Source organism: Dactylosporangium sp. NPDC000555 (genome assembly GCF_040300025.1).
Taxonomy (GTDB): domain Bacteria; phylum Actinomycetota; class Actinomycetes; order Mycobacteriales; family Micromonosporaceae; genus Dactylosporangium.
The window spans coordinates 15,976-39,706 of the sequence record NZ_JBEPDB010000084.1 but is presented as its reverse complement, the minus strand read 5'-3'; the positions used below and the strand labels follow the sequence as shown (position 1 = coordinate 39,706).

Annotated in this window: 25 protein-coding genes and 1 pseudogene; 10 read left to right on the top strand and 16 right to left on the bottom strand. The window is 69.8% G+C overall.

The genetic code is table 11. The annotated features are described in order from the left end of the window. Nucleotides 1-98: 98 nt before the first annotated feature. On the top strand, nucleotides 99-1,571 hold the full coding sequence (locus ABT297_RS35005) for a transglycosylase domain-containing protein (protein WP_350556768.1): 1,473 nt from the start codon (nucleotides 99-101) through the stop codon (nucleotides 1,569-1,571). Nucleotides 1,572-1,722: 151 nt separating this feature from the next. Here ABT297_RS35005 and ABT297_RS35000 read toward each other — a convergent pair whose 3' ends face one another. Continuing rightward, nucleotides 1,723-2,253 (bottom strand): hypothetical protein, encoded by a 531-nt coding sequence (locus ABT297_RS35000; RefSeq protein WP_350556770.1) that lies wholly within the window; start codon nucleotides 2,251-2,253, stop codon nucleotides 1,723-1,725. A 95-nt stretch (nucleotides 2,254-2,348) separates the two neighbouring features. Beyond that, nucleotides 2,349-2,408: pseudogene (locus tag ABT297_RS34995) on the bottom strand (hypothetical protein); the annotation flags it as partial. Between the two features lie 286 nt (nucleotides 2,409-2,694). Between ABT297_RS34995 and ABT297_RS34990 the strand changes: the two are divergent. From ABT297_RS34990 to ABT297_RS34975, 4 genes are all read left to right on the top strand, one after another. Then, nucleotides 2,695-3,159: a hypothetical protein gene (locus tag ABT297_RS34990; RefSeq protein ID WP_350556767.1), complete on the top strand. Its 465-nt coding sequence runs from the start codon at nucleotides 2,695-2,697 to the stop codon at nucleotides 3,157-3,159. A gap of 18 nt (nucleotides 3,160-3,177) precedes the next feature. Beyond that, complete coding sequence (locus ABT297_RS34985; protein WP_350556769.1) at nucleotides 3,178-4,257, top strand: RNA polymerase subunit sigma-70; 1,080 nt, start codon at nucleotides 3,178-3,180, stop codon at nucleotides 4,255-4,257. Nucleotides 4,258-4,337: 80 nt separating this feature from the next. Next, nucleotides 4,338-4,937 (top strand): maleylpyruvate isomerase family mycothiol-dependent enzyme, encoded by a 600-nt coding sequence (locus ABT297_RS34980; protein ID WP_350556766.1) that lies wholly within the window; start codon nucleotides 4,338-4,340, stop codon nucleotides 4,935-4,937. A gap of 23 nt (nucleotides 4,938-4,960) precedes the next feature. Then, nucleotides 4,961-5,479 carry a hypothetical protein gene (locus ABT297_RS34975; RefSeq protein ID WP_350556765.1) on the top strand — a complete coding sequence of 173 codons (519 nt, stop codon included), beginning with the start codon at nucleotides 4,961-4,963 and terminating at the stop codon, nucleotides 5,477-5,479. Here the strand turns inward: ABT297_RS34975 and ABT297_RS34970 are convergent. From ABT297_RS34970 to ABT297_RS34910, 13 genes are all read right to left on the bottom strand, one after another. After that, entirely contained in the window at nucleotides 5,403-5,684 is a 282-nt protein-coding gene (locus ABT297_RS34970; RefSeq protein WP_350556764.1) for a pyridoxamine 5'-phosphate oxidase family protein, read from the bottom strand. The two genes, ABT297_RS34975 and ABT297_RS34970, sit on opposite strands and share 77 nt — an antisense overlap. Continuing rightward, nucleotides 5,681-5,821 (bottom strand): hypothetical protein, encoded by a 141-nt coding sequence (locus ABT297_RS34965; protein ID WP_350556763.1) that lies wholly within the window; start codon nucleotides 5,819-5,821, stop codon nucleotides 5,681-5,683. The genes ABT297_RS34970 and ABT297_RS34965 overlap by 4 nt, the downstream gene beginning before the upstream one ends. Next, nucleotides 5,818-5,943, bottom strand: coding sequence for a dihydrofolate reductase family protein (locus tag ABT297_RS34960; RefSeq protein WP_350556762.1), 126 nt, complete (start codon nucleotides 5,941-5,943; stop codon nucleotides 5,818-5,820). The genes ABT297_RS34965 and ABT297_RS34960 overlap by 4 nt, the downstream gene beginning before the upstream one ends. Then, nucleotides 5,928-6,422: a dihydrofolate reductase family protein gene (locus ABT297_RS34955; protein ID WP_350556761.1), complete on the bottom strand. Its 495-nt coding sequence runs from the start codon at nucleotides 6,420-6,422 to the stop codon at nucleotides 5,928-5,930. The genes ABT297_RS34960 and ABT297_RS34955 overlap by 16 nt, the downstream gene beginning before the upstream one ends. After that, nucleotides 6,419-6,571 carry a hypothetical protein gene (locus tag ABT297_RS34950; RefSeq protein ID WP_350556760.1) on the bottom strand — a complete coding sequence of 51 codons (153 nt, stop codon included), beginning with the start codon at nucleotides 6,569-6,571 and terminating at the stop codon, nucleotides 6,419-6,421. Before ABT297_RS34950 ends, ABT297_RS34955 begins: the two co-directional genes overlap by 4 nt. 1,010 nt (nucleotides 6,572-7,581) lie before the next feature. After that, a complete protein-coding gene (locus ABT297_RS34945; RefSeq protein ID WP_350556759.1) occupies nucleotides 7,582-8,298 on the bottom strand; it encodes a peptidylprolyl isomerase in 717 nt (238 codons plus the stop codon). 84 nt (nucleotides 8,299-8,382) lie between these two features. Beyond that, nucleotides 8,383-8,907, bottom strand: coding sequence for a hypothetical protein (locus ABT297_RS34940; protein ID WP_350556758.1), 525 nt, complete (start codon nucleotides 8,905-8,907; stop codon nucleotides 8,383-8,385). Nucleotides 8,908-8,956: 49 nt separating this feature from the next. After that, nucleotides 8,957-10,600, bottom strand: coding sequence for a dipeptide ABC transporter ATP-binding protein (locus tag ABT297_RS34935; protein WP_350556757.1), 1,644 nt, complete (start codon nucleotides 10,598-10,600; stop codon nucleotides 8,957-8,959). Next, nucleotides 10,593-11,471, bottom strand: coding sequence for an ABC transporter permease (locus ABT297_RS34930; protein ID WP_350556756.1), 879 nt, complete (start codon nucleotides 11,469-11,471; stop codon nucleotides 10,593-10,595). The genes ABT297_RS34935 and ABT297_RS34930 overlap by 8 nt, the downstream gene beginning before the upstream one ends. Continuing rightward, on the bottom strand, nucleotides 11,459-12,430 hold the full coding sequence (locus tag ABT297_RS34925; protein ID WP_350556755.1) for an ABC transporter permease: 972 nt from the start codon (nucleotides 12,428-12,430) through the stop codon (nucleotides 11,459-11,461). The genes ABT297_RS34930 and ABT297_RS34925 overlap by 13 nt, the downstream gene beginning before the upstream one ends. A gap of 13 nt (nucleotides 12,431-12,443) precedes the next feature. After that, a complete protein-coding gene (locus ABT297_RS34920; RefSeq protein WP_350556754.1) occupies nucleotides 12,444-13,769 on the bottom strand; it encodes an NtaA/DmoA family FMN-dependent monooxygenase in 1,326 nt (441 codons plus the stop codon). 37 nt (nucleotides 13,770-13,806) lie between these two features. Next, a complete protein-coding gene (locus ABT297_RS34915; protein ID WP_350556753.1) occupies nucleotides 13,807-15,399 on the bottom strand; it encodes an ABC transporter substrate-binding protein in 1,593 nt (530 codons plus the stop codon). A gap of 378 nt (nucleotides 15,400-15,777) precedes the next feature. Then, nucleotides 15,778-17,217, bottom strand: a complete 1,440-nt coding sequence (locus ABT297_RS34910) for an MFS transporter (RefSeq protein ID WP_350556752.1) — start codon at nucleotides 17,215-17,217, stop codon at nucleotides 15,778-15,780. A gap of 141 nt (nucleotides 17,218-17,358) precedes the next feature. Here ABT297_RS34910 and ABT297_RS34905 point away from each other — a divergent pair, with 141 nt between their 5' ends. Continuing rightward, a complete protein-coding gene (locus ABT297_RS34905) occupies nucleotides 17,359-18,012 on the top strand; it encodes a TetR/AcrR family transcriptional regulator (protein ID WP_350556751.1) in 654 nt (217 codons plus the stop codon). 27 nt (nucleotides 18,013-18,039) lie between these two features. Here the strand turns inward: ABT297_RS34905 and map are convergent, their stop codons facing one another. Further along, a complete protein-coding gene (map, locus tag ABT297_RS34900) occupies nucleotides 18,040-18,819 on the bottom strand; it encodes a type I methionyl aminopeptidase (RefSeq protein WP_350556750.1) in 780 nt (259 codons plus the stop codon). 227 nt (nucleotides 18,820-19,046) lie between these two features. Between map and ABT297_RS34895 the strand changes: the two genes are divergently transcribed. Genes ABT297_RS34895 through ABT297_RS34880 form a run of 4 tightly spaced genes read left to right on the top strand, consistent with a single transcriptional unit; the run spans nucleotide 19,047 to nucleotide 23,728 of the window. Continuing rightward, a complete protein-coding gene (locus ABT297_RS34895) occupies nucleotides 19,047-20,249 on the top strand; it encodes a dipeptidase (protein WP_350556749.1) in 1,203 nt (400 codons plus the stop codon). Between the two features lie 5 nt (nucleotides 20,250-20,254). After that, entirely contained in the window at nucleotides 20,255-21,865 is a 1,611-nt protein-coding gene (locus ABT297_RS34890) for an ABC transporter substrate-binding protein (protein ID WP_350556748.1), read from the top strand. Between the two features lie 37 nt (nucleotides 21,866-21,902). Further along, nucleotides 21,903-22,856, top strand: coding sequence for an ABC transporter permease (locus ABT297_RS34885; RefSeq protein ID WP_350556747.1), 954 nt, complete (start codon nucleotides 21,903-21,905; stop codon nucleotides 22,854-22,856). Beyond that, nucleotides 22,853-23,728 carry an ABC transporter permease gene (locus ABT297_RS34880; protein WP_350556746.1) on the top strand — a complete coding sequence of 292 codons (876 nt, stop codon included), beginning with the start codon at nucleotides 22,853-22,855 and terminating at the stop codon, nucleotides 23,726-23,728. The genes ABT297_RS34885 and ABT297_RS34880 overlap by 4 nt, the downstream gene beginning before the upstream one ends. Nucleotides 23,729-23,731: the final 3 nt, after the last annotated feature.

Below are 23,731 nucleotides of genomic sequence, written 5' to 3'. Positions count from 1 at the left end.
AACAACATGATCTACGAGAGCTACGGGCATCTATTAGCTGGGGTCCACAGTGGAACGTCAGCCGACCCTCAGACCCCCGCCAAGTTCGAAGAGCCGGCATGACTCGGGCTGTTTGGTCAAACATGGCGCACGGTACGGCGCAGGGCGCATCGACCATCACCCAGCAATACGTTCGCAACGCGTACCTCACTCAGGACCGGACACTTCAACGCAAGGCGCAGGAGGCGGCGCTTGCGATCCAGGTCGAACGTCGAAGAACTAAAGACGAGATCCTCTGCGGGTACCTCAACACGATCTACTATGGACGCAGCGCATACGGCATTCAGGCAGCCGCGGTCGCGTATTTCGGTACGGATGTCGATCGGCTGGATCTGGCTCAAGCGCTGGTTCTCGTCGCCGTCATCAAGGATCCCACGGGACTGGACCCGGCGTCGGATGAAGTGGCGGCAATGACCCGGTGGCGATGGATCCTGGCTGCAATGGTCGAACGGGGCGCCGTCGACGGGACGGCGGCGGCAGCGTTGCAATATCCTACCGTTCTACCCGAACGGGCTCATGCCGGCGCCACGGGACTCATCGTGAGTCAAGTCGAGCGCGAGTTGGCCAAAAACGGTGTTGCTGCCCAACTGCTCCGTACCGGTGGACTACAGGTCGTGACCACAATCGACCAGACCGCACAGCGTGCCGTCGAGTCTGCCGTCGCCGACGGTCTACGCGGCCAGCCAGACGCGCTCAAGGCCGCACTGGTCGCAGTCGACCCCGCAACCGGCGCGATCCGCGCGTACTACGGCGGTACGAAAGGTGCGGGATTCTTCGATGACGCGGCAGCGCCGAGGTCGCCTGCTGGCACATTCCTGCCGGTAGTCCTCGCTGCGGCGCTGGAGGCTGGCGTCAACGCCGAGGCATCATGGCCAGGACCCCGTTCGTGTGGCCCGTGTTCACTCAAGTCCGCACTGCCAAAATCATTGACCGCGCCGTACCTGGGCGTGACCGAGAAACTCGGACCTGACCGGGTAGCGGAGCAGGCTTTTCAACTTGGCGTTCAGCGTGTCCATGGCGATCGTCCGGCGCTGTCGAGTGGTGATGCCAGGCCATCCCGCACTGCTGCTGCCATCGCCACCGGCAGCTACCCGGTAAGCCCGTTGGAAATGGCAGTCGTATACGCCGCGATCGCTCATAGGGGCATCAGCGTTGAACGCCACTTCGTCGATCAGGTTCGCGCGATGAACTGGACGCCTCCGATGTATCCCCACAGACGTGCGGTACGGGCTACGACGGCGACGAGAATCACGGACATGCTCGTCAGGGACGCGAGCGAAGATCTGCTCGACGGTCGGCCGGCCGCGGTCAAGTCAGGCAACAAGGAATGGGACAGAACCTTCAACCAGGACGTGTGGCTTGCCGGCTACACATCAGAACTCGCGAGCGTCGTGTGGGTCGGCCGCGACAAGCCAGGCCCTCTACGCGACGTCGACGGCAGCCCGGTCACGAGCGACACACTGCCCCGGGCAATATGGCGCTCGTTCATGACCTCCGCCCTCGCGGATCGTCCACCGACGGTGAACCAGTGAACTTGTTCAGCAGTGGGGTGTCCGGCGCTTCTTCGTCCGCGACCCGGACGGCAAGGTGGTCAACGTCGTCAGCCACCGCTGACCGACAGAAGGGTCGACAGCCCTACCGTCCCGACAAGCCCCTCTAGACCTTGTCGGTGCCCTGGGCGTTTCAGTGCGGGCGGGTCCGGTCGGCGTCGCGGTGGGTCGGGGGTGTCGCGGACTGCACGGGTACCTCCAAGACAGTCGCGACGGCCACGGGTACCTCCAACACGGTCGCGACGGCGTGGTCAGCGTCTATCAGGTGCTCCTCCAGGGTGGGCCCGGCGACGGTCAGGCCACGGCGGTGCAGCCAGTCGAACAGGTCGAGGCCGGCCCGGACCACTCCGATTGCCGGTGGGACGACGGCTCGCACCACCGAACGGGCGGGCAGGTCGAGCCGTTCGCCGCCGCGGTCGACGGTGACGGCCGCGACGAAGTTCCCGGTGGGTTGCCCGCTGAGCCAGGTGAGCAGGGTCGTCGGCGGTGGCGGGCACAGGGCCGCCAGCGCGGACGGGTGGGCGACGCTCAGGTGGCGCACGCGCAGTCGGCGCGCGCCGACCGTGGCCCTTTGGGGCAGGACTGACGTCGGCGTGGCGAGCCGGCCCTCGGCGGCGGCCACGGCTGCGGCCTTGGCCTCGATGTCGCTCCGAAGGGCGGCCACGTTTCGGCCAGGGCCTGCCGCAGGTGCGCGTCGGGGGCGTCCAGGACGTCGGCGATCTGGCGTAGTGACAGGCCAAGGTGCTGTAGTCCTCGGATGCGTTCCAGTTGGGCCAGTTCGGTCACCCCGTACCACCGGTAGCCGGTGGCGCGGTCCACCGTGGCGGGGACCAGGAGCCCGATCTTGTCGTAGTGGCGCAGGGGGTACGTTCGGATACCCCGACCATCCGCGCCAGCTCCCCGATCCGCCACACGACACCCTCCTCCTGCCTTGACCTTCTCCCTGCGTCAGGGTTCTAGCGTGCCGCCATGAGTCCCGCTGACCATCACTCGGCGGCCCGGCTGACGGGCGCGCTGCTGTTGAGTTCGTTGCTGGCCATGCTCGCTGGCGTGGGCCATCGTCGTGCCATCAGGGCTGACCCTGAATCCGGCCGACCCCGCCGCCGTGTTGACGGTCGTGAACGCACGGGTCGCGGCGCATCTCATCGGGCTGGGCCTCGATGTCGTCGGCTGGCTCGCCCTGCTCGCGGCCGGGCTCGTGATGACCGCCCGCCCCACCGAGCATAGGCCGCAGTTGATGACGCTCGCTGGCGGGCTGCTGGCCTGCGCCGGCTTGGCGGGTCTGCTGCACGATGCCGGAAACCTGGCGCTGACCCAGTTGGCCGCTGATCCCACCGACCCGGCGGCCGCCATGGTGGCCTGGGCGGTCCTCGTCACCGCCAAGTGGTCGGTCAACCTGGCCGGGCTGCTCTGGGTTGCCGCGACCGTGACGACGGCACTCGGCGCACCGCTGCCCACCGTACTTCGTCGCGCCGGCGTGATCGCCGCGGTCTCCGGCCTCGCCGCGGTTCTGCTGCCATGGACAGCCGGGATCGACGGTTCGTCGGCGAGGCTGGAACAGCTCGGCTAAGGCCTCCACCTACCGGTGATGGTCTGGTACGGCACGCTGGGCTGGCGGCTGTTTACAACCTCCCAGCGCGACCAACTGTACGAGGACGTCGAGCCCGTGGCCGGCGGATGGAAGACTGATGCCATGGTGGTACGCCGCGAGCCTGATTCCATGGCGACGAGCCTGGAGCCGTTGCGGGGACCCCTGACCGGTTACTGCTACCGCATCCTCGGGTCCGCCGGCGAGGTAGAGGACGCCGTACAGGAGACGATGCTGCGAGCGTTGCGCGCGATCGGCAGCTATGACCCGGAACGCGCCGGGTTCTCGACCTGGGTACACCGGATCGCCACGAATGTCTGCCTGGATATGTTGCGCGGCGCGCAGCGGCGAGCGTTGCCCTGGGACATGGGGCCGGCCGCGTCCGGCCCGGACATCGGTGTCCCGCTCCCGCCGACGCGGTGGGTCGAGCCGTTGGCGGACTCTCGCCTTGCGGGCACCGTTGACCCGGCCACGCTCGCGGTCCGGCATGAGACGCTGCGCCTGGCCTTCATCGCCGCGCTGCAGTGGTTGCCGCCGCGTCAGCGTGCGGTGTTGGTGTTGCGGGATGTCCTCGGGTTCGCCGCGACGGAGGCCGCCGAGGTCATGGAGATGTCGGTGGCCGCGGTGAACAGTGCGCTGCAGCGGGCCAGGGCCACGCTGGCGGAGCACCGGCCGCGCCGGGCCGACCCGCCGGACCTGCATGACGTGACTCAGCGTGATCTTCTCCAGCGGTACGTGCACGCTTTTGAGATGCACGACGTGCCCACGCTGCTCGCGGTGCTGGCCGACGATGTCCGGTCCGGGATGCCGCCGTTCGCGTGGTGGCTGGACGGGCCAACCCGGATCGGCGCCGTGATGACCGGGTCGGACACCTGCGCCGAGGACCGTCTCGTCCCTGGTGACCTGGTCAACGGGTGTTGGACGCTCGGCCAGTACCGGCCGGACGCGAACGGCACGTTGGCGCCGTTGGCGCTGTTGGTGATCGAGTGCCGGGGCGGGCGGATCAGCGAGATCGTGACGTTCCTGGGTTGCGGCGACCGTTTCGCGGAGTTCGGTCTGCCGGAAGTTCTCGAAACCTGATTTCCCGGGGAGCGATGAGTCCGGCCGCTGCCGGTCGTACAAGAGGTGACTCATCAGCCACCACCGGAAGGCTTTCGTTCATGTCATCGACCCAGACAGACCTCACGCCGCACATCCGCGCCGAGCGGGAGCGACTGGCCGGTCTCCTTTCCGGGCTCCAGGACGACGAGTGGGACTATCCGTCCCTGTGCGGGGGTTGGCGGGTACGCGAGGTCGTCGCACACATCACCATGCCCTTCCGTACGAGCCTGCCCAGCGTGGTGGTGGGGCTGGCCGCGGCAGGTTTCTCGTTCAACCGGTACGCCGACCGGGCGGCCCGCAGGGACGCTTCCCGGATGTCCGGGGCCGAGCTGCTGGCCGCACTGCGGGCCAATATCGCCAACCCGTGGCAGCCACCGGGCGGTGGCCCCGCCGGCGCGCTGAGCCACGACACCATTCACGGCCTGGACATCACCGAACCGTTGGGTTTGCCGTCGCCGCCGGTCGAGCGGGTGGCCCTGGTCCTGACGAACGCCAGCCCGCGCAGCCTTTCCTACTTCGGCGTCGATCTGGCGGGCATCCAGTTGCGGGGTACCGACGCCGATGTCCGCATCGGTGACGGGGAACCGGTCGAGATGCCGGTCAAGGACATCCTGCTGACCATCACTGGGCGGCGCCCGCTGTTGACCCGAACGAGGTGAGCGGCTCAACTTAGGCTTGATCCATGACGACGCTCGCCCAGCTTCGCAAGGCTGCCCTTTCCTATCCCGAGACCGCTGAGGAGGTCCTGGGCTCAGGAATCGTCGCGTTCACGGTGCGCGACAGGCGATTCGCCTCGGTGGACAAGGACCGCCTGGTGGAACTCCGGCTCCCCGTGCCGGATGTTGAGGAGGTCCTTGCCACGCATCCGACCGCGCAGCGGCTGGTCCGCGGTGCGGCACCGGTCGGCGTACGTGTCGCGATCGGGGACATCAACGCTCAACAGCTCAACCATTGGGTGCGTCGCGCCTGGCTGTCGCGGGCGCCGAAGCAGCTCGCCGCGCGAGTGGCCGCGGGGGGCACCGCAGCACCCGGTGAGGCCGGCGACCTGCCCAAGGCCATCGGAGGGCCCGCCACCCGGGCCCTCACCGGCGCCGGCATCACCACGCTCGCCCAGGTGGCCGCCCTTACCGATGCCGACCTCCTGGCGATGCACGGAGTCGGTCCGCGAGCTGTGCGCATCCTCCGTGAGACGCTCGCCTGAAACCGCGGTCCGGTGCGATGGACAGCGCCATGCGAGGGTCGCGGTGCAGGTTGCGGGCCTTACTGCCTGGGCCGGTGAAGAAGACGACCCGATCGCCGTGGGTGCCGACGTAGACGGGGGTGGAGTGCGGCGAGCCCGTCCGGGAGGATGGTGGCGAGGTGGGCGATCGAGGCGCTGTCGAGGACGCGGCGCACGTCGGGGTCAAGCATGGGAGTGCTCCTTTTCAGCGGGGGTGCCGGCGAGGAACGACGGGACGTCGGTCCAGCGGTGGGAGGTGACGACGACGGACGCACGGGCAGTATGGGCGCCGATCATGCCGAGCCCGCCGGTGACGATGATCATCGGACCACCTCGTAGCGCAGGTGCGTCACGCCGGACGCCGAGATGACTTCCAACAGACGCAGCCGCACGTACTCCGGGAGTTCCTGGAAGAAGCGGCGACCGCCGCTCAGCAGGATAGGCACCTGGTGCAGGATGAGCTCGTCGACGATCCCGCCTTGAGCGCCTCGGTGACCAGACCGCCACCCATCAGGGCGACGTCCTTGTCGCCGGCGGCCTTGCGGGCCGCGGCGATGGCGTCCTCGACGCCGGTGGTGACGAGCGTCTGCCGCTCGCTGATCTCGGGCGCGGGCCGGTGGCTGACCACGAACAGCGGCGCCGTCGGGTGCGGGCTACCACCTCCCCAGTGGCTGGAGTGCTCGTACGTGGTGCGCCCGGCCACCGCGGCTCCCACTCGGGCCGCGATGGCGTGGAAGAACCGGGCGCTGGGCTCGTCGAGCTTGAACCCGTCGAACAACCTGCTCGGCGTGTCCCCGTCGAAGTACCAGTCGAAGAGCATGGGCGCGTCCCCCAGCCCGCGTCCGAACTCCTCCGCACCATCGGGAGTGCGACCGCTGATATAGCCGTTGACGGATACCGCGTGGGCGCTGAACACCTTGCTCATGTCTCTCCTTCGCTGCCGCCGGCATGGGCGGTCGCCCAGGAACGATCGACCCACGGGTCCGGGTCGCCGATGTGTTCGAGCAGATAGCGCTCGCCGCGGTGGGCGAACGCGGTGGTGTCCTCGGCGACCCTGTTGCAGGCCCCGCCCATCGCGGTGAACGAGAGCTACCGCCGGCCCTCGGTCCTCGCGGCGCAGAACTGGCTCAGGAGTGACACGAGCGTGCGGTCGGACAACCCGTGGGAGAAGAACTCCGACCGGGTCCTCCGGGCCCGTTCCGGCAGATCCGGGTCGGTCCTGTCGAGTGCAAGGGCAAGCACGTGTTCGACGCTATAGGCGGTGTGAAGGCGAGTCTTGAACGAAACACGCAGGCTCAGAGCCGCAGTGGCGGCCTACTGCGGGTGGCGAGGAAGGGTGTGTAGGAGGCGGAGTGCTCATGGCCGCAGGCGCAGCGATCGGCGGTACCCCGAGGAGCCGGCTCGGGGTGAGGCCGGTCAGGCGCAGGCACTCACGGCGGAGGTGTGCCTGGTCGGCATAACCACGTCGACCGCCAGCCCCGCCACGCCGTCCGCGCCAGGCCGGCCCGAGGGCCTCACGCAGGCCTGAGCCAGCGCGAGAAATCCCTGAAACCGCAAGGTGCGCTGCAGAACCTTGGGACTCACCCCCACCGCCTGCAGGGGCGGCGCAGTCCCCGGCTGAAACCGCACGCCCCACGATGGTGGGGTGTGGCGGGATGACCTCGATCTCCGGACCGGTCAGCGGGCCGACCAGCTGGGGACGGCCGCCGATCGGAAAGTGGATCTCGACCCCGCCGGTGGGCAGGTGTCGTTGCACGTACGCGGCCGCACCGGCCCACCCTCGCATCCGACCCTGGCGAGCCAGGCGTACCTCGACTGCGAATCCGCACCAGAGTTCACCATCGTGCCAACGTATACAGCCACGGCAGGCTCCGCCGGCAACTCCCCCTCGTCGAGGCGGCCGGGTTCGGGCTCGTCGAGGTCGAACGGCTCAAGGCCGACTCGATCGAACGCATCTGGTAGTAAGGCACCACCGACGACGAGAGGACGAGCAGGTCCTGCTCCGCCACCGTCTCGCCTGGGCGTGATCCAGCCGACGGCACCTGACTGAGGACCCTGCGCCCGGCTCCCGCCCGGCACGATCGTCAGCCGTAGGCGACCGTCACCTGTTGCAGGACGATGCCGATTTTCGGGACACCGTCGTCCGGGTCGTTGGTGCCGGAGGCGACGCCGCCGGCGGCCACCTTGTCGATGATGTCCGTACCTTTGGTGATCGTGCCCAACGGGGTGTAGTTCGCGGGCAGGCGCGGGTTGTCGGCGTAGTTGATGAAGAACTGGCTGCCGCTCGTGCCCGATGTGTCGGAGCGGGCCACGGCCACTGAGCCGCGGGAGTAGCCGAACCGCCCGGCTTCGAGGTTCTCCTCCGCGTACTGGTACGCGGGGCCACCCATGCCCGTGCCGGACGGGTCGCCGCACTGCAGAACGAAGAGCTTGGCCGTCACGAGCCGGTGGCAGGAGCTGCCGTCGAAGAACTTCCGGCCGGCCAGGTAGGCAAAGCTCGCCACCGCGCACGGGGCGGCCTTGGCGTCCATCGTGATCTCGACCAACCCAAGGTTGGTGGTCATGGTCATGGTCGCCTTGGCGGCGGCGGGGATGCTGGCCGGGGGTGTGCCGACGTCCTTGATCGCCGCGTTGCCGGGAGGGACCGGCGCCCATCGGCACGCGTTGGCCGCACCGGACGGTGACGCCGACGAGGCGATCCGCCGAGCGGCCTGCGGCGTGGTGGACGGCGCCGCGGTACAACCGGTGAGCAGCGACACGACCACGGCCGTGTACAGCAGACTGCGAGGTCGCCAGATCATGCGTGCAGGGTACGACGCCGGGAACCGCGGCGCCGCCCAAGCCGCCTCGGTGACGGTACGTGTGATGAACTGGACCGATAAGGACTAGGTGACTGGTTCCGGCGGTGATTCGCCGACACGCCAGAGTCGGAGGAGATAGGTCTCCAGCCCTTCGATTTCCGGGGCCGCGACATCAAGCGGAACCTGGTTCATGTGTGCGTACACGCGGTCGCGGCGGTCGCGGGCCTCGGCTCGTTGCCCCGTGATGTGGACGCGGTACATGCCGGGTCCGTGTGGCAGGTCGATGCCGAGCCGGTCCTGATCGTTCGTGGCCTTGTCGATGCAGTACCGGCCGCTGGGAAAGTCAAGTTCAGCCTCCCGCTCGAGGTCCGCGGCGGAGATCGCGGGACCTGGGTCGGCGTCCCAGACCTCGACGTGCACCGTGGTGTTGACGATGTCCAGGACGGTGCTGATCGAGACCATGCCGTACGCCCAGCCGACGGTGTCGTTGATCGCCGCGATCGTGGAGACCTCGAAGTTGGAGCTGTCATCGCATTCGGGATCGTGCAGCGCGAACAGGCGGTATGTCGGGGAGACAAGCGTCCCGCGTTGCTGCAGCAGCGTCGCCACCTTGCCAGCCTACGTTCCAGCCTGTTTCCTCGTACGGCGGCGGTCCGGCTCACTCGCCGGGCAGGGGCGAGGAGGGACGCGGTGCGGCCAGTACGGCCCGGTCCGCGCCGGGCACCGCCTCCAGCAGTTGGCGGGTGTACGGATGATCGGGGCGGGTCAGGACGTCGTCGGCATGGCCGGTCTCCACCAGTCGGCCCGCTCGCATCACCGCCACCCGGTCGGCGATCCGGCGCACCACCGCCAGGTCGTGGGTGATGAACAGCATGGACAGTCCGAGTTCGGCGCGCAGCCGGGCCAACAGGCGCAGGATCTGTGCCTGAACGGTGACGTCCAGGGCGGACACCGGCTCGTCGCAGATCAGCAGCTGCGGGTGCAGGGCCAGGGCCCGCGCGATGGCCACGCGCTGGCGCTGGCCGCCGGACAGCTCCGCCGGGCGGCGGCGGGCCAGCGACGCGGGCAGCGCCACCTGGTCGAGCAGCTCGGCGATCCGGGCCTGCCGTGCGGGCCGGTCGGCGACGCGGAAGGCGCGCAGGGGTTCCTCCACGATCTGCCGGACGGTGAAGCGCGGATCCATGGCGGCGTAGGGGTTCTGATCCACGATCTGGACCCGCCGGTGCAGCGCCCGCCGGCCGGCACGGTTGAGGGCTGAGACGTCGACGCCGTCGACGAGGATGCTGCCGGCGGTCGGCCGGTCCAGGCCTACCAGCAGCCGGGCGGTGGTGGACTTGCCGGAGCCGGACTCCCCGACCAGTGCGAGGGTCTCGCCGCGCGCGATGCTCAAGTCGATGCCGTCGACCGCGGGCGTGTCACCGCGGTACACCTTGGTGAGGCCACGCACGGTGAGCACAGGTTGCCGCGGCGGGCCGGTGGGGGGCGGGGGCGCGCCGGCCTCCAGCCGGCTGTCGGTCAGGCGTGGCGCGTCGGCGACCAGCCGCTGGGTGTACGGGTGCGTCGGGTCGGCCAGCAGCGCCTCGGTCGGGCCCTGCTCCACCAACCGGCCCTGGGACAGCACGACGATCTGCTGTGCCCGGTCGGCGGCGACGGCGAGGTCGTGGGTGATCAGCAGGACGGCGGTGCCGTCCTCCCGGGCCAGTGCCTCGAGATGGTCGAGGATCTGGCGCTGGACCGTCACGTCCAAGGCGCTGGTCGGTTCGTCGGCGATCAGCAGTTGCGGCCGGCCGGCCAGCGCGATGGCGATGAGCACCCGTTGGCACATGCCGCCGGAGAGCTGGTGCGGGTACTGATGGGCGCACCGCTGCGGGTCCGGCAGGCCGGCCCTGGCCAGCAGGTCCACCGCCTGCGCCAGCGCGTCGCGCCGGTCGCGGGCCTGGCGGTGGATGAGCAGCACCTCGGCGACCTGGATGCCGACCGGCAGCACCGGGTTCAGCGAGACGGCGGGGTCCTGCGGGATGAACCCGATGCCCCGGCCGCGCACCTCCCCCAGCTGCCGGTCGGTGCGGGTCAGCAGATCGGTACCGGCGAAGAGGATCTCTCCCGCCTCGATCCGCGCGTTGTCCCGCAGCAGGCCGATGATCGCGTGGGCGATGGTGCTTTTGCCGGAGCCGGATTCGCCGACGACCGCTACCACCTCGCCGCGCCGCACGGTCAGGTCGACGCCGGCGACCGCCGGGACGGTTTGGCGTCCGGACCGGTAGCTGACCCGGAGCCTACGGACGGACAGCAGGTCAGCCACGGCGGTGCTCCAGCTGCCGGGCGATGCGGTTGGCGGCCAGCACGGTGACGGCCACGGTGATGCTGGGCAGGGTGGTCAACCACCACGCGGTGTTGAGGTAGTTGCGGCCGGCCGACACCAGCGAGCCCCATTCGGGGGCGGGCGGGGCGGCGCCGAGGCCGAGGAAGCTGAGGGTGGAGATGAACAGGATCGCCGTGCCGAACTCGAGCGCCGCCAGCACCAGGACCGGGCCGGCCGTGTTGGGTATGACGTGCCGTACGGCGATCCACCAGCCGCGGGCGCCGGCGCAGCGGGCGGCACCGATGTAGGGTGCGGCCCGGATGCGCAGCACCTCGGCCCGCATCACCCGGGCGAAGGTGGCGGCGGTGGCGACGCCGACGGCGACCGCCACCTGGACCGTGCCGAAGCCGAGCGCGGTGATGAGCGCGAGGGCGGTCAGCAGGGCGGGAATGGCGAGCAGGACGTCGACGATCCGCATGATCAGCTCGCCGGCCCGGTGCCCCAGGGAGCCGGCGGCCAGGCCCACGGCCGAGCCCAGGACGAGGGCGACGCCGACGGCGATCAGGGCTGCCTGCAAGGAGAGCGCGGCACCGTGCACCACCCGGGCGTACAGGTCGCGACCGAGCTGATCCGTGCCGAGCGGGTGGTGGGCCGAGGGTGGTCGCAGCCGCTCGGCCGCGACGCCGGTGAGCGGATCCTGCCGGCTGAACACGCCGGGCAGCACGGCCCAGCCGGCTACCATGACCAGCCACAACACGCAGAGGACCAGATCGAGCCGGTACAGCAGGTAGGCGGCGGCCGAGCGAAGTGCCGCCGTCCGGGTCGGGGCGGGACCGTCGACCGGTGCCGGTACGTCGATCAGATCGACCATTGGACGTCGGCCTTTCTCCGGAATGTGGCCCGGCCGCTGGTGATCCGCGGATCCAGGATCGGATACGCCGCGTCGACGGCCAGGTTGACCAGGACGAACACGACCGCGCTGAGCACCACGGCACCCTGGACCACGGGGATGTCCTGGCTCAGGACCGCGTCCGCGGTGATCCGGCCGATGCCCTCGCGGGAGAACACGGTCTCCACGACCACCGCCCCGGCGAACAGGTTGCCGACGATGATGCCGCTCAGGGTCACGGTCGGCAGTGCGGCGTTGCGCGCCGCGTGGCGCAGGTGGACCCGGGCCCGGCTCGCCCCCTTGGCCCGGGCGGTGTTCACGTACGGTTCCCGCAGGGTGCCGCGCATGCTCTTGGCGAAGACCTGGGCGAGCACCGAGCCGCTGGGCAGGGCGAGCGTGACGGCCGGTAGGACGAGACTCTGCCAGCCGTCGTTGCCCAGCGCGGGCAGCAGCCGCCAGCGGAACGAGACGAGGTCGACCAGCAGCAGCCCGATCCAGAACGTCGGCAGGGAGGTGCCGACGCCGGGCAGCGACAGCAGGACCTGGCGCAGGGCGGGGTGCCGGCTGGACGTCGCCGCCAGTGCGACGCCCAGGCCGCCCACTACGGCAAGGATGAACGCGGTGAGGGCCAGCAGCGCCGTCTGCGGCAACGCATGGCTGAGCATCCCTCGGACCGGCGCACCGGTCTGTATCGATGTGCCGAAGTCGCCGTGCAGCGCCTGCCAGAGCTGCGTCACGTACTGCATGGGTACGGACCGGTCCAGCCCGTACTGGCTGCGCAGTTCGTCGATCTGCTCCGGGGTGTAGGCGCCGGCGGAGCCTCCCACCATGACCGCGATCGGGTCGCCCGGCAGGAGGTACAGCATCGCGAAGGACACGGTGAAGGCGGCCCACAGCACGAAGACCGCCCTGAGCGTCCGCCGGATCAGGTAGCGAGGCATCGATCGCCGACCGTCATCGGGCCAACGCCACGGGCCGGGTGGGCACCGGCAGCCCGTAGTGCTCGCGCAGGGTCGTACCCCGGTACTCGGTGCGGAAGAGCCCCCGCCGGCGCAGAATCGGTATCACGTGGTCGACGAAGTCGGGCAGGCCGTCGTGGAGCGTGTCGGGCATCAGGTTGAACCCGTCCGCCGCGCCCGACTCGAACCAGCGCTGGATGGTGTCGGCCACGTGCTCGGGCGTGCCGACGGCGACCAGGTGTCCGGGGCCGAAGGCGCGCAGCAGTTCGCGGACGGTCGTTCCCTGGCGGGCCAGCCGCAGCAGCGTGTCCTCGTCGCGCCCGCCGGCCGGCCCGTGCGCGGCGGCCAGCAGTTCGGATGGCACCGGCTGGTCCAGCCGCAACGCGTCGGCATCGACCCGCAGCTTGGTGGCCAGGCCCTTGATGACGCCGCTCTGGTCGGCCAGGTCGCGCAGCCGCTCACGCCGTTCGACAGCTTCGCGTTCGGTGCTGGCGACCGATGTGCGCAGCCCGGGCAGGATGATGATCGAGTCGGGTGAGCGCCCGTACCCGGCCGCGGACCGGCGGATGGCCGCGGCGTTGGCCTGGGCGTCCTGCTCGTCGACGGCGGCGGAGAAGACGGCGTCGGCGGTCCGCCCGGCGAGGTCGCGGCCCTCGACACCGCCGCCCGCCTGGTAGATGACCGGGTAGCCCTGCTCTGACGGCGGCAGGGTGAGCGCGCCGTGCACCGTGAAGTGCTCGCCGGCATGCTTGATCGGACGGATCAGGCTCGGGTCGGCGAACTGGCCGCCGACCTCGTCGGCGACCAGCGCCCCCGGCTGCCAGCTGGTCCACAAGGCGCGGACCACGTCGACGAACTCGTTGCCCCGGGCGTAACGCTGCTCGCGGGTCGGCTCGGTGGCGCCGAAGTTGTGCGCCGACACCGAGTTGTACGTGGTGACCGCGTTCCAGGCCGCCCGGCCGTGGCTGATCAGGTCGAGCGTCATGAAGCGGCGGGCCACGTTGTAGGGCTCGTTGTAGCTGGTGGACGCGGTGCCGATCAGCCCGATCCGCTCGGTGGCCCGGGCGACGGCGGTCAGCACCAGCGTGGGCTCCAGCCCGTTGTACAGGGGCTGGGTGCGGATGTCCTGCACGATGCCCGGCGAGTCGGCCAGGAACACCGCGTCCAGGGCGCCGCGTTCGGCCACGATGGCGGCCTCGACGTACCGATCGACGTGCAGGAACGACAGCGGGTCGGTGCCGGGCCAGCGCCAGGCGCCGGGGTGCTCGCCGAGACCGCCGAGCAGGTTGACGTTGAGGTGAAGTTCTCTGGTTGCCGGCATCAGCGACCACCCTTTCCGCAGGTTGGAGTCGTGGGACTCATGAGCGCCGGACATCGACGAACTGCAGGCGCGACGCGGAGTCGAAGCGCACGCCGTGGACCTTCGCCGACAGCCCGACGACGGTGGTCGGCTCGTAGACGGGGACCGCGTAGCCCTCTTCGACGAGCAGCCTCTGCGCCAGGGCCACCTGTTGCGCGCGGCGGCCCGGGTCGCCTTCGACGGCCTGTGCGTAGAGGGCGTCCTGCAACGGTCCGGCGGTCAGCCGGACGACGTTGAGGCCCTGGACGGTGAAGTAGTTGCGCAGGATGTCGGGGTCCGCGGCCGACGCGTTGCCCCAGATCAGGTCGTAGTCGCCGTCCTTGAAGGTCTGGATCGCCTGGGTGATCGGGGTGGGCTTCAGCGCGACGTCCACGCCGACCTTCCGCAGTTGCTGCTGGATCAGCGCCAGACTGGACTCGGCGAGGCCGGAGTCAGGGGTGTAGTAGCGCACCACCAGGCTCAGCCGCTGGCCGTCGCGGACCCGCACGCCGTCCGGTCCGGGCACCCAGCCGGCGGTGGTGAGGATCGCCGTGGCTGCGGCGGCGTCGGCGGACAGGGCACCGCTGAGGTCGACGTAGCCGGGTGTGGGGCTGGACAGCACGCTGGTGGCCGCGTGGTAGTCCGGGCTCAGAATGGTGTCGATCACCTGCTGCCGGTCGATCGCCCGTTGAATCGCGCGGGTCACCGAGCCGTCGGCGACCAAGGGGCGTGACCGGTTGGCGTTGATGCCGTACACCAGGCCGGGGTTGGGTCGCGACGAGAGCACCAGCCCGGCTCGTTTGACCCGGTCGGTGTCCTGCGGGCCGACCCCGAGCACGGCGTCCGCCTGCCCGGACTCCAGCAGCCCGACCCGGACGTTCACCTCCGGCACGATCTTGAAGACGAGGCGGTCGAGGTATGCTGCGCCGCGGTTCGCCATCCGCTCCGGGCTCCAGGCGTAGCCGGTCCGGCGGCGCTGGACAACCTGCTGGTTGCGGGTGTACTGGTCGAGGAGGAACGGCCCCGAGCCGACGATGCCTTTGGCGCAGCGGTCGGCGGCCGGCTGGGCCAGGCTGGACGCGGCGACGAGGCCGAGGCTCGTGGTGGAGGTGGCCTTGAGGAACTGCGCGTTGGGTTTGGAGAACTCGACCCGGGCCGTGTGCGGGTCGACCACGACGGTCTCGCGGTAACCGCTCAGGTAGGTGGATGCCTGGACGGCGCGGGCGCCCAGCTTGATGAGGCCGTCGAGGTTGTCCTTGACCGCCTGGGCGTCGACCGGTGTTCCGTCGCTGAACGTGGCGTCCTCGCGCAGGTGGAACGTGAAGCTGGTGACCTGCGGGTCGACCTCCCAGGAGGTGGCGAGCCAGCCGCTGAGCTTGCCGCTGTCCGGGTCGTGGTCGGTCAGGGAGTCGACGAACTGCCGCGTCACGGTGATCGCGTCACTGCTGCCGGCCTGTTGCGGATCGAGGCACTGCGGGTCGGAGGTCACCGCGACGGTCAAGGTTCCGCCCGCCGGGGTCGTGCCGGCCGCGTCGGCGGAGCCGCAGCCGGTGATGAGGAACACCACGGCGGCCACCAGCGGCACCGCCCGGAGTTTCGCGCCGGAACGCATCGAAGATCTCCCCCGTTTCTCTTCGCCTGACCTCGAAATGTCTGCAACATCCATCAGTTAGATAGGTTTTTGGACCGAGAAACCCTGTGGTGCGCAAGCATTGGGATCATTCGGGGTGAGTCCCCGGTTCACGTACCATAAGGGGGAGTCCCCCCGTTTAGCAACCCGCCGGGGCGTGCAGCTGGGCGGTCCGGGCGCACCTACCGGCCCTGGCCGCGCTCCCCGAGTTCGCGGTGACCGCCGTGGCGGCGTCCACACTGGACAGTGCCCGGACCCTGCCGTCTGCGGCGTGGCGCTCACCTTCGGCGACCCCGACGAGCGGTGGTCCGGTCGGCGCTGGTTGCGGGCAGGCGCGTGCTCGCGCGGCGACCCTCCCGGTCAGGCCCGGGGCCGGTTGGGCCGGATCACGATGGCAACGAGGACGAAGGCCAGCACCACGCTGACCGTGGCGGCGATGAAGGCGTTGCCCATGGCGTGCGCGATCAACGACGGGGTGCGCGCGCCATCCAGACGGAGCGTCGTGCCGTAGGCCGTGACCAGGATCGCCAGCCCGAGCGACCCACCGACCTGCTGCATCGTCTGCATGGTGCCGGCGGCCGCCCCCGAGTCACGAGGCGCCACGCCGCCGAGGATAAGCGCGGTGAGCGGCATCAGGAACGTTCCGATGCCGACACCGAGCATGAGCATCGGCACCAGCAGGCCGGGCGCGTAGGCGGTGTGGTCGTCGAGCTGCGACAGCCACCCCGCACCGCCGGCCACCACCGCCAGCCCGATCAGGATCAGCCGCAACGCACCGACCCGGGGCAGCAGCCAGGGCGTGAGGCGGGACATGCCGAACATGCCGGCCGCCATGGGCAGGAAGGCCAGGCCGGCCTGCAACGCCGAGTACCCGAGGATGTTCTGCAGGAACTGGGAGATGAAGAACAGCACGCCGAACAGGCACGCCATGGCCAGCAGGACGGTGGCGTAGCCGGCCGCCCGGTTGCGGTCGGCGAACAGCCGCAGCGGCAGCGTCGGGTGCGGGACGCGCCGCTGCACCAACAGGAACACCGCCAGCAGCACGACGGCCGCGGCGAAGGCGGTCAGCGTCAGCGCATCACCCCAGCCGTCCTCGGAGGCCCGGATGAACCCGTACACCAGCGCGGCGGTGGCGGCGGTGCCGGTCAACGCACCGATGATGTCGATGCGACCGGGGTGGCGTTCCGGGTCGGCGATGTAGATCGGCGTCAGGATGGCGATGACGGCGCCGAACGGCACGTTGATGAACAGCACCCAGCGCCACGACGTCCACTCCGTCAGCAGGCCGCCGAGGATCATCCCGATCGCCATGCCGAGGCCCGCGAGCGTGGAGTACACCGCCAGCGCCCGATTGCGGGCCGGGCCCTCCTTGAAGTTGGTCATCAGCAACGCCATCGCGCCCGGGGACGCCAGTGCGGCACCGAGGCCCTGCACGGCGCGTGCGGCCAGGAGCCACCACGCCGTGGCCGCCAGACCGCCCAGCAGCGAGCTGACCGTGAACAGGACCACCCCGGTCACGAAGACACGGCGGCGGCCGAACACGTCACCGGCCCGGCCACCGAGCAGCAGCAGACCGCCGAAGGTCAGCGTGTAGGAGCTGAGCACCCAGGACAGGCCGGTCGCGGACATGTGCAGGCTGGACTGGATCTGCGGCAGCGCGATGGTCACCACGTTGTTGTCGACGATGATCATCAGGTAACAGGTCACGAGGAGGGCGAGGATGACTCCCGGATGATTGCCGAGCCGTCCGGCATCACGTCCCGACGCGGTCGTGGTGGGCGTGGCGGTGGAAGCAGGCATGAAGATCCTCACATGCGGAAGTGCCGCGGGCCGACGGCGACGCGGAGGGCGGAGATCAGCTCCGACGCTAACGGGGAGAGTCCCCGTTTATGTGATGTACGATAAGGGGATGCTCCCCGTTTCGCAAGCAGGATGGCGCTAATGGCCGCACGTCGCGGCCCGGCGGCCATCGCCGCCCCCGCCGCGGTCACCGCCACCCCGCCGGCGCAGGCACCGGCGCCCGCGGGCACGACCACGGCACGACGGGGCCTGCGCGCCGACGCGCGCCGCAACTACGAACGGCTGGTCGCCGCGGCCACCGAGGCATTCCGCGAACACGGCACCGAGGCCTCGCTCGACGGCATCGCGCAGCGCGCCAACGTGGGCAACGCGACCCTCTACCGGCACTTCCCGACGCGGGAGGCCCTGATCGAGGCGGTCGTGCGCGAACGCTTCGAGCAGCTGGCCGCCAACGAGCCGGACCCGGCCAGCACCGACCCGGCCGAGGCCCTGGGCACCTGGCTGCGCGAGTTCGTCGCCTACACCCAGTCGTTCCAGGTCCTGCCCGGCTCGGTGCTGGCCTCGCTGCGCGAACCGACCGGCCCCCTGCAGAACTCGTGCGGCATCATCCAGGCCGCGGCCACCCGGCTGCTCACGGAGGCCCAGCGCACCGGCGCGGTGCGCTCCGACGTCAACGCCATCGACCTGCTCATCCAGGCCACCGGCATCGCCTGGGCCACCGACCGCGGCCCGGCCGACGCCAACCGGGTCGAGCGCCTGCTCACCCTGCTGATGGACGGTCTACGCCACCGGTGACCCGGCGCCCGGCCGCGGCGGTATGCGCTACTCGGGCCGAGTGGGCCGGCGGGTCAGGACCTGGGGGCCGGAAGCCGTGATGGCGACCGTGTGTTCGGAGTGGGCGGTGCGCGAGCCGTCGGCGGAGCGGATCGTCCAGCCGTCGTTGTCGAACTTGATTTTGTCGGTGGAGCGGCAGAACCAGGGCTCGATGGCGATGGTCAGGCCGGGGTCGAGCTTCATGCCGCGGCGGGCACGGCCGTTGTTGGCGACGTGCGGGGCCTCGTGCATGGTGCGGCCGATGCCGTGCCCGCCGAACTCGCCGTTGACGCTGTAGCCGTAGGAGTGGGCGACCTCGCCGATCGCGGCGGAGACGTCGCCGAGGCGGCCGCCGGGCCGGGCGGCGGTGATGGCGGCCTCCAGCGCGACCTCGGTGGCCTCGATCAGCTTGAGGTCGGCCGGGTCGGGGGTGCCGACGATGACGGAGAGCGCGGAGTCCGCGGACCATCCGTCGATACTGACCGCCATGTCGATGCTGAGCAGGTCGCCGTCCCGCAAGACGTAGTCGTGCGGCAGGCCGTGTAGCACCGCGTCGTTGACCGACAGGCACAGCACGTTGCGGAACGGGCCGCGGCCGAACGACGGGGCGTAGTCCCAGTAGCAGGATTCGGCGCCGCGTTCCTTGATCCGGCGGCGGGCGTAGTGTTCGACGTCGAGCAGGTTGACGCCGACCCCGGCGACACCGCTCAGCTCGGCGAGCAGCTCGCCGACGAACTGGCCGGTCACCGCCATCCGGCCGATCTCCTCGGCCGACTTGAGCTCGATCATGACAACCTGCCTCCGTACGCGGTATTTCTATGCCGGTATTTTTATACCACACACGGACGCCGAGTGATCGAGGTGGGCGAATACTGCCAGCCGAAACACGTCCGTAGCAGGTAACGGTCCGGCCACAACGACTTCCTAACGAGCGCCGCTCTCGCGTACGGTGCCGATGGCTGGAGGTCAGACCTCTGTCCTCAGGCCTTCAATCCGTACCGACGTGAGGTGGACGCGTGCAGGAACCCGCCGCCCGGTATGGGGGTTACAAGTCGTTCGACTATCTGGCCCCCCACGCCGACTACAAGGTGTTCGAGCTGGCCCCGGAGCTGGGCCGGGTGCCCGAGCACGACCTCGGGCTCTCCAACGGCCAGCGGGAGCGGGTCGCCCGGCTGCTCCGCGAACACGCCGCGATCTCGTTGCACGAGCACCCCAAGATCCTTCCGGCCGACGTCACGCAGCTGCGCGACTACAACCGCACCGGACGCAACGCCTTCGGGTTCGAAGGGCTCGCGCGGTCCGGCCTCACCGCCGTCTTCGACAACTTCATGAACGGCACCGGCTGCGTCACCAGCGAGCACGCCTGGAAGTGGGACGACGTTATCTACGACATCGGGCTCCGCTTCGCCGACATCGCCAAGCAGGACTACGTGGTGGTGGCGACCACCCTCGACGAGATCTTCGCGGCCAAGCGCAACGGCCGGCTCGCCCTGGTGGCGGGGCTGGAGGCGGCCACGATGATCGAGAACGAGCTGGACCGGATCGACATCCTGTACGGCTTCGGCGTCCGCCAGATGGGCATCGCCTACAGCCAGGCCAACATGCTCGGCAGCGGGCTCTCCGAGGAGCGCGATGGCGGCCTCACCCACTTCGGCCGCCGCGCCGTCGACCGGATGAACAAGCTCGGCATCGCCATCGACATCTCGCACTCCGGCGACCAGACGTCCCTCGACGTGATCGAGGCCAGCCGGGTGCCGGTCTTCATCACCCACGCCGGCTCCCGCACGGTCTGGGACACGCCCCGGATGAAGCCGGACGACGTGATCCGCGCCTGCGCCGAGCGGGGCGGCGTGATCGGCATCGAGGCCGCCCCGCACACCACCCTGTCCGCGAAGCATCCGCACCACTCGATCGAGTCGGTGATGGACCACTTCGTTCACTGCGTCGAGCTGGTCGGCATCGACCACGTGGCGTTCGGGCCGGACACCAACTTCGGCGACCACGTCGGCCTGCACGACAGCTTCGTCGGGCACCTGGCGATCGGCCGGGCACACGGCGCGGTCGATCACCCGCGCGTGCCGTACGTCTCCGGGCTGGAGAACCCGGCCGAGTGCTTCAGCAACATCGTCGGCTGGCTGGTCCAGCACGACTACTCCGACGACGAGATCGCCAAGGTCATCGGCGGCAACATCATTCGCGTACTTCAGGAGGTTTGGTGAGGAACATGAGCAAGGCCGCCGTCGCGATCGGTGCGGCGGCCGCCCTGGCCCTGTCGGGCTGCGGGCTCAACGAGGACAGCGGCTCGGCGAGCGGCAGCAGCGGCGCCGACAACGCGGTGCTGCGGATCGGCACCACGACCGACGTGTCCAACTTCAACCCGCTGCAGTCGCTGAGCAAGACCGACTCCTGGATCCTCAACGCGATGTACCCGCACCTGCTGCGGATCGACGAGAAGGCGAAGAAGGCGCCGGAGCTGGCCAAGGAGTACGGCTACGAGGACGGCGGCAAGACCGCCGTGTTCAAGCTGCGCGACGACTTCCTCTGGACCGACGGCAAGCCGGTGGTCGCCGACGACGTCAAGTTCAGCGCCGAGTCGATCATGAAGTACAAGCTCGGCAACGTCGCCGCCAAGCTCACCTGGGTCACCTCGGTCGAGGCGCCGGACCCGACGACGGTGAAGTTCCACCTCTCCCAGCCGTACGCGCCGTTCGCCGAGGGCGTCGGGTTCTGGATGTCGGTCGTGCCCAAGCACGTCTTCGAGCCCGCCGGCGACCTGTCGAAGTTCGCCAACGACGCCAACTGGGTCGGCGCCGGGCCGTTCGTGCTGGAGAGCGCCACCAAGGGCCAGCGGTACGTGATGAAGCGCAACGACAAGTACCCGCTCGCGCCCGGCGGCAAGCCAGCCGTCAGCAAGGTCGAGTACCGCATCTACCCGGACATCAACACGATGATGCTGGCGCTGCGCAACGGCGACATCGACCTGATGGGCACCCCGGTGCCGACGTCCGCGGCGAAGACCTTCCAGGGCGACTCGAAGATCAAGCTGACCAAGGTCGGCGCGCTCGGCTTCGCCCACCTGACGTACAACATGAACAACAAGGACCTGGCCAAGCAGGAGGTTCGGCAGGCACTGTCGATGGCGGTCGACACCAAGGCGATCATCGCCTCGGTGCTGCAGGGCGACGCGCAGCAGATGGCCGGCCCGATCTCGCCGATCTTCGCCGAGTACGACAACACCGAGATCCAGCCGTACGCGTTCGACCCGGCCGCGGCGAAGGCCAAGCTGACTGCGGCGGGCTACAAGGACGGCAACGGCGACGGCTTCTTCGACGGGCTGGAGTTCAGCGTCGCCTGCGACCAGTCCAACGCCAACATCACCCGGGTGGTGCAGCTGTTCCGGGAGAGCGCCGAGCAGGCCGGCATCAAGCTGAAGAACGAGTGCGTTGAGCGGAACACCTTCCTGAGCCGCACCAAGGAGGGCAAGTACGACATCGACGCGTCGCAGTGGGGCGTCTTCGACAACCCGATGGACCAGCTGCGCAGCACGTACCTGTCCAGCAACCCGGGTGGGATCAACTACAACCTGCTCAAGTCGGATGAGATGGACCGGCTGATCAACGACGCCGCCGGCACCACCGACCACGCCACCTTCGTCGAGAAGATCAAGAACATCGACAAGGTCGTGCACGAGCAGGCGTACCTGACCCCGCTGTACGTGGAGAACTTCCAGTTCGCCTACAACGCCAGCAAGTTCGAGGGCTTCGTCGCGTCGCCCTCCGACCTGCTCGGCATGGTCACCGCGTACTCGCTCGCCCAGGTCAAGCCGGTCGGCTGACCGGCCGGCACCAGAGAAAGAAGGGAGGGGGTCCCCCGTGGCACGCTTCGTGCTCAACCGGGCGCTGAAGGCCGTACTGACGATCTGGATAGCGATCACCGCGACGTTCTTCCTGCTCCGTCTACTCCCGGGGGACCCCACGACCCTGATGGTCGAGGGCGACATGACCCCGGAGATGCGGGCCGCCCTGCTCAAGACGTACGGCCTGGATCGGCCGCTGTTCGAGCAGTACGTCGCCTATCTGCGTGAACTGCTGCACGGCAACTTCGGGATATCGTTCCGGCAGATCCAGCCGGTGAGCGACATCCTCCTCGACCGTCTGCCGTGGACACTGCTGCTGGCCGGCACGGCGTTCGTCCTGACCATCGCCGTCGGCATCCCGATCGGCGTGTTCGCGGCGGCCCACCGCGACCGCTGGCCGGACAAGGTGCTGCAGGGCTTCGGCATCGGCGGGCACGCGCTCTTCGTGCCCAGCGTGGCCATGCTGCTGCTGGTCTTCGTCGGCGCGCGGCTCGGCTGGTTTCCGATCGGCGGGGCGATCGACCCCGACACCCGGGGCGCCGCCGCCTATCTCAGCCTGGCGCACCACCTGGTGCTGCCGGTGCTCTCGCTGGTCCTCGTGCAGCTCGGCCCGTACGCGCTGACGCTGCGCACCAACCTGGTCGACGTCCTCGGCGAGGACTACATTCGCGCCGCCCGCGCCCGCGGCCTCTCCGGCCGCCGCCGGCTGTGGAAGCACGCCCTGCGCAACGCGTTCCTGCCCGCGCTGACCCTGATGGGTCTCCAGCTCGGCACGCTGGTCGGCGGCGCCGTGCTCACCGAGACCGTGTTCGCCTACCCCGGGATCGGCCGGCTCATCTTCGAGGCCGTCGGGCAACGCGACTATCCCGTCCTGCAAGGAGCGTTCATCATGCTCGCGATCACCGTCGTGGTTGCCAACACGCTCACCGACCTGCTCTACGCCGTGCTCAACCCGAGGATCCGGCTGTGAGCGCCCCGCTGCTGACGGAACCGGCGGCGGAAGCGGCCCCCACGACCAAGCCGGCCTGGCGCGCCTTCCTGCGGCAGCCCTCCGGGCTGCTGGCGGCGACGGTCCTGGCGGTGATGGTCCTGGTGGCGCTCGCCGCCCCGCTGATCGCCGCCGAGCCCACCGGCACGGGTACCGACGTGCTCCAGGGCCCCTCGGGCGCGCACTGGTTCGGCACCGACGACCTCGGCCAGGACATCTTCGCCCAGGTGGTCTGGGGCACCCGGACCAGCCTGCTGATCGGCGCGGCCGCCTCACTCATCGCGATCGTGCTCGGCACCGCGATCGGACTCGCCTCGGCGCACTTCCGCCCGGTCGACGCCGTCGGCACGGTCATCACCGACGTGATGCTGGCGCTGCCAACCCTGCCACTGATGATCATGCTGGCCGCGCTCGTCAACCCGAGCGTCTGGACGCTCACCGTGATCATCGGCGTCTTCGCCTGGCCCGAGGTGGCCCGCCTGATCCGCTCGCAGGGCCTGGTCGTCTCCGCGATGCCCTACATCGACGGGGCGCGGGTGCTCGGCGCGAGCGGCTGGCGGATCGTCACCCGCGAGATCCTGCCTGCGGTGGTCCCGCTGATCGTGGTGAGCGTGCTGCTGACCGCCTCCCGCGCGGTCATCTCCGAGGCGGGGCTGAGCTTCCTCGGCCTCGGCGACCCCGACTCCTGGTCGTGGGGCCGGATCCTGCTCAACGCCCAGCGCAGCGGCGTGGTCGCCATCGCCTGGTGGCAGACCCTCTTCCCGTCGCTGGCGATCCTGCTGCTCGTACTGGCCGCCACCGTGGCCGGCATGCGCTTCAACGACATCCGCGACCCCCGCCGGAACGGAGGCTGACCC

What these genes read in the sequence shown, in the direction of transcription:
- ABT297_RS34945 (WP_350556759.1), bottom strand. Translation starts at nt 8,298, where the DNA reads ATGATCTGGCGACCTCGCAGTCTGCTGTACACGGCCGTGGTCGTGTCG.
- ABT297_RS34930 (WP_350556756.1), bottom strand. Translation starts at nt 11,471, where the DNA reads ATGGTCGATCTGATCGACGTACCGGCACCGGTCGACGGTCCCGCCCCG.
- ABT297_RS34905 (WP_350556751.1), top strand. Translation starts at nt 17,359, where the DNA reads ATGGCCGCACGTCGCGGCCCGGCGGCCATCGCCGCCCCCGCCGCGGTC.
- ABT297_RS34955 (WP_350556761.1), bottom strand. Translation starts at nt 6,422, where the DNA reads ATGAGCAAGGTGTTCAGCGCCCACGCGGTATCCGTCAACGGCTATATC.
- ABT297_RS34985 (WP_350556769.1), top strand. Translation starts at nt 3,178, where the DNA reads ATGGTCTGGTACGGCACGCTGGGCTGGCGGCTGTTTACAACCTCCCAG.
- map (WP_350556750.1), bottom strand. Translation starts at nt 18,819, where the DNA reads ATGATCGAGCTCAAGTCGGCCGAGGAGATCGGCCGGATGGCGGTGACC.
- ABT297_RS34920 (WP_350556754.1), bottom strand. Translation starts at nt 13,769, where the DNA reads ATGCCGGCAACCAGAGAACTTCACCTCAACGTCAACCTGCTCGGCGGT.
- ABT297_RS34915 (WP_350556753.1), bottom strand. Translation starts at nt 15,399, where the DNA reads ATGCGTTCCGGCGCGAAACTCCGGGCGGTGCCGCTGGTGGCCGCCGTG.
- ABT297_RS34890 (WP_350556748.1), top strand. Translation starts at nt 20,255, where the DNA reads ATGAGCAAGGCCGCCGTCGCGATCGGTGCGGCGGCCGCCCTGGCCCTG.
- ABT297_RS34980 (WP_350556766.1), top strand. Translation starts at nt 4,338, where the DNA reads ATGTCATCGACCCAGACAGACCTCACGCCGCACATCCGCGCCGAGCGG.
- ABT297_RS35005 (WP_350556768.1), top strand. Translation starts at nt 99, where the DNA reads ATGACTCGGGCTGTTTGGTCAAACATGGCGCACGGTACGGCGCAGGGC.
- ABT297_RS34965 (WP_350556763.1), bottom strand. Translation starts at nt 5,821, where the DNA reads ATGATCATCGTCACCGGCGGGCTCGGCATGATCGGCGCCCATACTGCC.
- ABT297_RS34925 (WP_350556755.1), bottom strand. Translation starts at nt 12,430, where the DNA reads ATGCCTCGCTACCTGATCCGGCGGACGCTCAGGGCGGTCTTCGTGCTG.
- ABT297_RS34975 (WP_350556765.1), top strand. Translation starts at nt 4,961, where the DNA reads ATGACGACGCTCGCCCAGCTTCGCAAGGCTGCCCTTTCCTATCCCGAG.
- ABT297_RS34910 (WP_350556752.1), bottom strand. Translation starts at nt 17,217, where the DNA reads ATGCCTGCTTCCACCGCCACGCCCACCACGACCGCGTCGGGACGTGAT.
- ABT297_RS34950 (WP_350556760.1), bottom strand. Translation starts at nt 6,571, where the DNA reads ATGGGCGGGGCCTGCAACAGGGTCGCCGAGGACACCACCGCGTTCGCC.